Consider the following 7995-nt stretch of genomic DNA (forward strand, 5'->3'; position numbering starts at 1 on the left):
TCGAAACATTACAGGATAAGATGCAAATATCTAAATACGAATTTCGGTATAAAAAAGGGAAATATGAATTCTATGTTTCCAATAAACAAAAGAAAAAATATATTAGTTTATTGGAATCACTTTAATATTAAAGAAGCTGACAGCTAAGGACTGTCAGCTTCTTTTTAGTTGAGCCTTGATATAACAACGTTGCAAAAAATATACAGACTATTTATTGTTCACTACCTTGCAATGTTTAATAGTGTGTGGTATATTTTTTTAACAGCTATTATACATTGTTTAGTACTGGATGATGTGGAGGGAAATTATGAATATTCAATTTAAAAAAGGTGCACTCGAATTTATAGTATTACTCATTATTAAAGGAGAAGACCAATATGGTTACTCATTAATTCAAAAAATAACACCTAGAATTATGATATCTGAGGGGACTGTTTATCCATTGCTCAGACGTTTAGTTAATGACGATTATTTAACGACTTATTACAAACCTTCAACTGAAGGACCAGCTAGAAAATATTATAAAATAACGGATTTAGGAATTACGAGGTTAGAAAATTTGTTAATTGAGTGGAAAAGCTTCACAGAAGCTGTAGATTTATTTTTAGAGGAGAGTGAAAATTGATGAATAAGAAGTCATATTTAAACACACTAAATAAATACTTGAAGAATGTTTCGGTTGATGAGCGTGCTGATATTCTTGATGAATATGAAACGCATTTTATTAGTGGTATAAAAGACGGACAATCTGAAGACATGATTGCTAAAGAGCTTGGAAATCCTAAAGAGATTGCTAAAGAAATCAATGCGACGTTAGCACTTGATAGAGCAGAAACAAATAATAAAGTGAGAAACGTATGGCAAGCTATTATATCTGTAATGGGACTAAGTATATTAAATTTCTTTGTTATTTTAATACCAATTGTTATTATCATTTCTATTTTATTTAGTTTTATTGTAACTACATTATCTTTATTAATTACCCCAGCAATATTGATTGTAAAAGGTGTTTATAATGGATTTGATGTGATACAACCAATTGATCTTTATGTTGTCCTGACAAGCTTCGGATTAGGTTTGATGATATTTACAGTCACTTATTTATTAACGAAATGGTCGTACAAACTGTTTGTAAAATATTTACGATGGAATATTTCTATCGTTAAAGGAAGTGCTAAATCATGAAAAAAATATTATGGCTATTATTTAGTGTTGGATTGATTTTGTTTATAATATTTGGTGTTATGATGTTGCGAGAAGGGCAAAAGTTAGCAAATAACACGAGTGAAAAAACGCTAGTCAATAAAACTTACGAAAACGATATAAAAAATATAAACGTAAACGGAAGAGATGCAGCTATAAAAATTAAAAAAGGTAATCAATTTAAAGTGAAGTCAGTAGGAAGTGAAGACGATTTACAAGTGAGTTCAAAAGTTAGTGGCAATAATTTAAATATTAATGTTAAAAATCAATATGACATCATAAATTTTGATTTTTTTAGAAATATGCATAATCAAATTGAAGTTACAGTGCCGGAAAAATTAAATCATTTAAATGTAAAAACAGATACAGGCAAAATAAATGTTAAAGATATTAAATCTGAAACTTCAACATTTGAAGTGGATACAGGTAGAATAGATATTTCAAGTTCTCAATTAGGAAATTTAAAAGTTGGTTCAGATACAGGTGAAATTTCATTACATCATATAAATTTTGAAAGTAGTAAATTAAAAACTGACACAGGAGCAATTGAAATAAATGGTGTACCAGTGGATAAACCAATTAATATTAAGACAGATACAGGTTCTATCAAATTAATATATAATGAAGTACCAAAGAATACGCTTTTAGATATTGAGCAAGACGTCGGTAATACTAAAATCAATCAACCAGAATTGAAAAATAAAAAAGTTGGTTCTGGACATAATTTAGTGAAAATTACGAGTGATGTGGGTTCTGTTCAAATAGATTAATCAAATAATTAGCAGCCTAGAAAATAGTGTTTTTATTAAGTTCCCATTTTAGGGGTTCAGTGCCTAAGGACTGTCAGCTTCTTTTTAGTTGAACCTTGATATAACAACGTTGCAAAAAATATTTTGCAATTATAATTTTTGTTTTTTGGTGCAATGTAAACTTTGTTTGGTACACTAATTTTAAGTCTTTTACTAAATTGATAACAAGGAGTCATCGAAATGAACTTAAGTAAGCAAATTATTCATTTAAGAGAAGAGTTTAATTTATCTCAAGAAGATTTAGCAGAAAAAGTATTTGTGAGCAGACAATCTATTTCCAATTGGGAAAGAGGTAAGAGTTATCCTGATATAGAATCTTTGTTGCTGCTAAGTAATATTTTCGATGTTTCCTTAGATCATTTAGTTAAAGGAGACGTAAATATGATGAAGAATGAAATTAATAGAAAAGAACTTGATAAGTGGACTTGGCTGATGTTGTTATATTTACTGTTGGCACTTATTACTGTAATGCCGATTGTTAAATTTATAGGTATGTATGGGGTGGTTGTACCTTTTATATTGTGGTTGCTCAGTATGTTTTATGGTTTTAAAATTGATAGATTTAAAGCAAAACATAACATTAAAACTTTTAGCCAGATTTTGGATCATATGGAAGGTAAAGATGTTAAAACAATAAGAGAAAGAACTAAGAAAGTTAAAAGTAAAGATAGGATTATGGCAATTATGATACCGGTTATATTTGCGGGTGTAGCTTTTCTTATTGTTTATATTAGTATGAAAATATGGAGATTATAAAATAATGAAGAGTTTTGGACATAAATCTTAACTTAAAATAAATAAGCATATCACTTAACTGCTTTTTTAAAGTTTACAGTGATATGCTTATTTTTTATAGTTGCTCTTAGGGACATTACTCGTAATTATGTCCCTAAAACTTCATTGGGTTTTATTATACATTTCCATAATCTGATTTTACTACTTTTAGCTCATTATTCGTCAATTTTTAATGAACTTTCAATTTCTTTAGTTTTTGATTCGAAATCAAAGTCTGATTTTGATAGTGGTTGTCCTGTTTCTGCTGATTTTTTAACGCTTTGTATTTGGAAATACCATCCTGTAAAGTCATTGGCTATGGTTTGGAATGTGTAAGGTAATGATTCTTTGAATGTTAGAGTTGTTGTGTCTCCGTTTTCTTCTAGTGTGAAGTCTACATGTCCTTGATCCCAATTATATGCTATGCGGCTGTCTGATTCGTAGTTGGTAATATCAAAATACTCATATTGATTGTTTCCTAAATCGAAAACTAAACGACTGCCTTCTTTTTCTTCTTCAAATGATAGTTCTGGAAACCATTGTTGTATTCCTGTGGTTGTACCTAATAGCTTGAAGATATGTGATTTATTTGAATGGATATTAGTTGTTATTGTTTGATGAGCATGTGTTTCGTCTGTTTGATAGTTTACGTTCATACGTATTGCCTCCTTAAAATTTATAGAGTATAGAATCCTCTATTGTTTAGAAATTTCTTGAATGTACTCATAAACTTCTCTTTTTTTCTTTTTGTTTAATGATCTTAGGAGTTGAATGGATTCATTTATTATTTGAGAATCTTCTTCGTCTTCATACGCTTCTGGAACGTTTACCCATCCCATAATATATGCTGGTGTAGTAGAGAGTGCGATAGCTAATTTTTCAACTACTGTTGGTGTCAATTTGGCCGTTTGCCCGGTTTCATATCTGGAAATAGTTGATTGATTTACGTTCATAAGTTTGGCTAATTTATACGTGCTAAATCCAAGTTCTTCTCTTCTTTGTTTGATACGATATCCTGTTTGATTCAATGCATTCACCTCAATTGCTTTAGCTCATAATATATTAATTCTATTATATATGATTTGAGTTGTGATTTGTAATTAAGTGATACGAATTATACTTTGTTGACCTAAAATTATGTATTTGCTATAATTCGAATTAATCTAATAAAAGCTTTCTAGGGTTCCGTAACAAAAATGTTAGCCTGGACCGAGAGAAAGCCACGAGTATGTACTTGTGACACGGAAGGATAAAAGCCTAGGAGACTTATTTAATAAGTTTCCTAGGCTTTTTTATTTAAGGAGGAATGAATAATGAATTGGTTAAAAATTATGGTTGGTGCACTTTTTGAAGTAGGTTGGGTAGTTGGTCTTACACATGCTACTAATACGTTTGAATGGTGTTTAACGGTTATAGCAATTGTAGTAAGTTTTTATTTGTTAATTAATGCGTCTAAACAATTACCTGTTGGGACTTCTTATGCAGTTTATGTAGGACTAGGTGCAACAGGCGTTACAATTGCAGATTTCGCATTCTTTGGTGAACCTTTAGTTGTAGGTAAAGTGATATTAATCGTGACATTAATTATTGGTGTGGTTGGATTGAAACTTGTAACAAATGATGAGGAGGTAGCATAAAATGGCATGGATAGTGTTAGTAATGGCAGGACTTTTTGAAATGCTAGGTGTCTTATTTATAAATATATATGCAAAACGTAATAATATTTCATCTTTATTAGGATTAGTATTATTCTTCTCATTGAGTTTTGTTTGTTTATCAATAGCAATGCATACAATACCGATGAGTACGAGTTATGCAGTATGGACAGGTATTGGAGCAGTGGGTGGAGCTTTATTAGGAATTATTTATTATGGTGAATCTAAAGATTTAAAGAGAATGTTTTTTATTGGTCTTATATTAGCAAGTACAATAGGGTTAAAATTAATTAGTTAAATTAGGCTTAATCTTTTTTATAAATCATAATTGATTTCCATCCATTCAGGCGCTTCTTCAAATCCAAGTTTTTTATAGACGGGTTTGCCTAAAGTTGAAGCAGCTAAGAAAACTTTCTTAATGTTTCTAGATTCTACATTTTTAATGAGTGCTTTAATGATTGTTTGTGCAATACCACGACCTCTATAATCTGGATGAGTATAAATATTTGTAACATAAGCTCTTTCGCCAGATGGATTAGTAAATGACGGAGGGAATGGATAATAAACAATTGCTCCGCTAGCGATGATTGTGTCGTTTTCAACTCCAAGCAATTGATATAGAGATTTATCAGTTAATGCATCAGTAAAAAAGCGTTCTAAATCGTGATCAATATTAGGTGTTGGATTGGATCCTTCATCTATTAATTGAGCTTTTCTTAATTCTACTAATTGATTTAAATCAGAAATTGTCGATTGTCTAATAATCATAATATTGCTCCTTTACTTTGAAATCGTGACAATTATTTTTTGAACGGTTTATATTAATATATTATGTTTAATTGCCATGGTAAAAGCAAATTTTAGTAATGACTATAAGACTGTCATTTGAATACATTCCTTAAAAGAGAAGTGAAAATCTTCTCTTTTTATTTTGACTTATATACAAAATAAATGTATGATTATGAATATTAATACGAATTTAAGTATATTTATTATAAAAGGTGGGTACTAAATGAATCAGTTTATTGAACTAACAGAAAAGTATAGCCCGAATAATTATAGTCCTTTAAATATTGTTTTGACTGAAGGACAAGGCGCACACGTTAAAGACTCGGATGGAAATACATATATAGATTGTGTATCTGGTTTTTCTGTACTTAACCAAGGTCATAGTCATCCTAAAATCATACAAGCATTTCTTGATCAAAGCCAAAAAATTACGATGACTTCTAGAGCATTGTATAGTGATAATTTAGGTGTTTGGGAAGAGAAAATTTGTAAATTAGCGAACAAAAATAAAGTTTTACCGATGAATACTGGTACAGAAGCAGTAGAAACAGCAATTAAAGTCGCTACAAAATGGGGACAAGATGTTAAAGGTATTAACGCAGATGATGCAGAGATTATAGCAATGGAAGGCAATTTTCACGGTAGAACGATTGGTTCATTATCTCTGTCATCAAATGAAAGTTATAAAAAAGGATTTGGTGTATTAGCAGGTAATATTAAATACAGTGAATTTGGAAATATAGAACAAATAGAGTCACTCATTACTCCTCAAACATCTGCAATCATTTTGGAGCCTATTCAAGGTGAAGGTGGCGTAAATATACCACCTAAAAATTTCATTAAAGATGTTAAAGCATTATGTGAACAACACAATGTATTACTCATTGCAGATGAAATTCAAGTTGGATTAGGTAGAACCGGTAAAATGTTTGCAATGGAATGGGAAGAAGTAGAGCCAGATATGTATTTATTAGGTAAAGCTTTAGGTGGTGGATTATATCCTATTTCTGCTGTTGTAGCTAACGATGATGTTATGCAAGTACTTACACCAGGGACACATGGTTCGACGTTTGGAGGTAATCCATTAGCATGTGCGGTATCGATTGCATCTTTAGATGTACTTATAGATGAATCTCTGCCAGAACGTTCAGAACAACTAGGCAAAAAATTATTAAGCGGATTACAAAATATAGACAGTTCAATTATAAAAGAAGTGAGAGGACGTGGGTTGTTTATCGGTATTGAATTAAATGAGAATGCACAATCAATTGTATCAAGTATCAATGAGCAAGGCGTTTTGTGTAAAGAAACTCAAGGTAACATTATACGTTTAGCGCCACCTCTTGTAATTGAGGAAGATGATATCAATACAATTATTAGTGTGATCACTCAAACAATAGAAGAAAAAGCGAAACAAACAAATTAACTAAATATCAATTGTAATTAGAGGCTAGGACAAATGAATTGTCTTAGCCTCTAATCATTTTTTCTGAGGTGCTACGATGAACGCTTCTTTTATGTTAAAATTTCCTGGGTATATATAAATCAAAGGCAAATTACATCATTTAAAGAAGGGAAGGATAACATGAAAATAGCAATAGTAGGGTCTGGTAATGGTGCAGTTACAGCTGCTTTAGATATGATTTCAAAAGGACATGAGGTGAAATTATATTGCCGAAATCAATCTATCCATAAATTCGATAAAGCAATTGAAAGAGGAGGGTTTGATTTTAATAATGAAGGGGAAAAGAACTTCGTAAAATTCACAGATGTCAGTGATGATATGGAATATGTATTGAAAGATGCAGAAGTTATTCAAATGATTATCCCTTCATCATTCATCGAACACTACGCTAAAACGATGGCGCCATTTATAACAGAAAAACAGCTTATTCTATTTAATATAGCTGCAGCAATGGGTTCTATACGATTCATCAATGTTTTGGAACATAAACATATTGATGTGATGCCAAAATTTGCAGAGTTGAATACATTAACTTATGGGACACGAGTCGATTACGATAAAGCAGAAGTAAACTTATCACTTAATGTTAAGAAGGTACACTATTCAACATATGATAAAAGCTATTTAACAGAAAGCTTTAAGCTTATTAAAAAAATCTATCCTTACGTCGTTAAAGAAGAAAGTCTATGGAAGACTAACTTAGAAAATGGTAATCCAGAAGTACATCCTGGACCGACACTTTTAAACGTAGGGAGAATAGATTATGCAGATAGTTTCTCATTATATAAAGAAGGGATCACACCACATACAGTTAAACTATTACATGCTGTAGAATTAGAAAGACTTTCTTTAGGCAGAAAGTTAGGGTTCGAGTTAAATACAGCAAAAGGCGCTCGTATAGAACGAGGCTACTTATCAAAAGATGATGAAGAAAAACCACTTAATAAATTATTCAATACAAGTCCAGTATTTTCACAAATTAATGGTCCAAACGAAGTAGAGAATAGATATTTAACAGAGGACATTGCATTTGGTTTAGTACTTTGGTCAAGTCTAGGTAAAGTAATAGGTGTACCAACACCAAATATAGATGCCATCATTGTAATAGCATCAACCATTTTAGAAAGAGATTTCTTCACAGAAGGGCTAACAGTAGAAGAATTAGGATTAGAAAAATTAGGACTAGAATAGCACAATTAAGCCTGGGAGCTCTGAACTGTACCCTGTCAAGTAGACAACTAAATAATAAAAATGGATTTTTGGTCGAATTCATAGCTAAGCTATGGATTCGGCCATTTTT

11 protein-coding genes and 1 riboswitch are annotated in these 7995 nt (G+C 30.9%); of the genes, 8 read left to right on the forward strand and 3 right to left on the reverse strand.

Features of this window, described 5'->3' with window-relative positions; all coding sequences use genetic code 11:
- The first annotated feature begins 307 nt into the window (after window positions 1-307).
- The 4 genes from CD129_RS08880 (at window position 308) to CD129_RS08895 (ending at window position 2768) form a co-directional block, all read left to right on the forward strand.
- Window positions 308-625 (forward strand): PadR family transcriptional regulator, encoded by a 318-nt coding sequence (locus tag CD129_RS08880; protein WP_107509427.1) that lies wholly within the window; start codon window positions 308-310, stop codon window positions 623-625.
- Window positions 625-1185: an HAAS signaling domain-containing protein gene (locus CD129_RS08885; RefSeq protein ID WP_115337895.1), complete on the forward strand. Its 561-nt coding sequence runs from the start codon at window positions 625-627 to the stop codon at window positions 1183-1185. The genes CD129_RS08880 and CD129_RS08885 overlap by 1 nt, the downstream gene beginning before the upstream one ends.
- A complete protein-coding gene (locus CD129_RS08890; protein WP_107509425.1) occupies window positions 1182-1973 on the forward strand; it encodes a DUF4097 family beta strand repeat-containing protein in 792 nt (263 codons plus the stop codon). Before CD129_RS08885 ends, CD129_RS08890 begins: the two co-directional genes overlap by 4 nt.
- Before the next feature lie 219 nt (window positions 1974-2192).
- On the forward strand, window positions 2193-2768 hold the full coding sequence (locus CD129_RS08895; RefSeq protein WP_115337894.1) for a helix-turn-helix domain-containing protein: 576 nt from the start codon (window positions 2193-2195) through the stop codon (window positions 2766-2768).
- A 194-nt stretch (window positions 2769-2962) separates the two neighbouring features.
- Here the strand turns inward: CD129_RS08895 and CD129_RS08900 are convergent, their stop codons facing one another.
- Together CD129_RS08900 and CD129_RS08905 are read right to left on the reverse strand one after the other, a co-directional pair.
- Complete coding sequence (locus tag CD129_RS08900) at window positions 2963-3442, reverse strand: SRPBCC family protein (RefSeq protein ID WP_107509423.1); 480 nt, start codon at window positions 3440-3442, stop codon at window positions 2963-2965.
- Window positions 3443-3481: 39 nt separating this feature from the next.
- The gene (locus CD129_RS08905; protein ID WP_078357120.1) at window positions 3482-3814 is read right to left on the reverse strand and encodes a helix-turn-helix domain-containing protein; all 333 of its coding nucleotides are present in this window, start codon (window positions 3812-3814) and stop codon (window positions 3482-3484) included.
- 138 nt (window positions 3815-3952) lie between these two features.
- Window positions 3953-4052, forward strand: a riboswitch (guanidine-I (ykkC/yxkD leader).
- Between the two features lie 47 nt (window positions 4053-4099).
- On the opposite strand from CD129_RS08905, the gene CD129_RS08910 reads away from it, so the two are divergent.
- Both CD129_RS08910 and CD129_RS08915 read left to right on the forward strand, forming a co-directional pair.
- On the forward strand, window positions 4100-4423 hold the full coding sequence (locus CD129_RS08910) for a DMT family transporter (protein WP_078357119.1): 324 nt from the start codon (window positions 4100-4102) through the stop codon (window positions 4421-4423).
- A gap of 1 nt (window position 4424) precedes the next feature.
- Window positions 4425-4739, forward strand: coding sequence for a DMT family transporter (locus CD129_RS08915; RefSeq protein ID WP_078357118.1), 315 nt, complete (start codon window positions 4425-4427; stop codon window positions 4737-4739).
- A gap of 17 nt (window positions 4740-4756) precedes the next feature.
- Here CD129_RS08915 and CD129_RS08920 read toward each other — a convergent pair whose 3' ends face one another.
- Window positions 4757-5209 carry a GNAT family N-acetyltransferase gene (locus CD129_RS08920; protein WP_115337893.1) on the reverse strand — a complete coding sequence of 151 codons (453 nt, stop codon included), beginning with the start codon at window positions 5207-5209 and terminating at the stop codon, window positions 4757-4759.
- Between the two features lie 244 nt (window positions 5210-5453).
- Between CD129_RS08920 and rocD the strand changes: the two genes are divergently transcribed.
- Both rocD and CD129_RS08930 read left to right on the forward strand, forming a co-directional pair.
- Complete coding sequence (gene rocD, locus CD129_RS08925; protein WP_107509422.1) at window positions 5454-6656, forward strand: ornithine--oxo-acid transaminase; 1203 nt, start codon at window positions 5454-5456, stop codon at window positions 6654-6656.
- 159 nt (window positions 6657-6815) lie between these two features.
- Window positions 6816-7886: an NAD/NADP-dependent octopine/nopaline dehydrogenase family protein gene (locus CD129_RS08930; RefSeq protein WP_078357115.1), complete on the forward strand. Its 1071-nt coding sequence runs from the start codon at window positions 6816-6818 to the stop codon at window positions 7884-7886.
- The last annotated feature ends 109 nt before the right edge of the window (window positions 7887-7995 follow it).

Source organism: Mammaliicoccus fleurettii, from assembly GCF_003970575.1.
In the GTDB taxonomy this organism is placed as follows: domain Bacteria; phylum Bacillota; class Bacilli; order Staphylococcales; family Staphylococcaceae; genus Mammaliicoccus; species Mammaliicoccus fleurettii.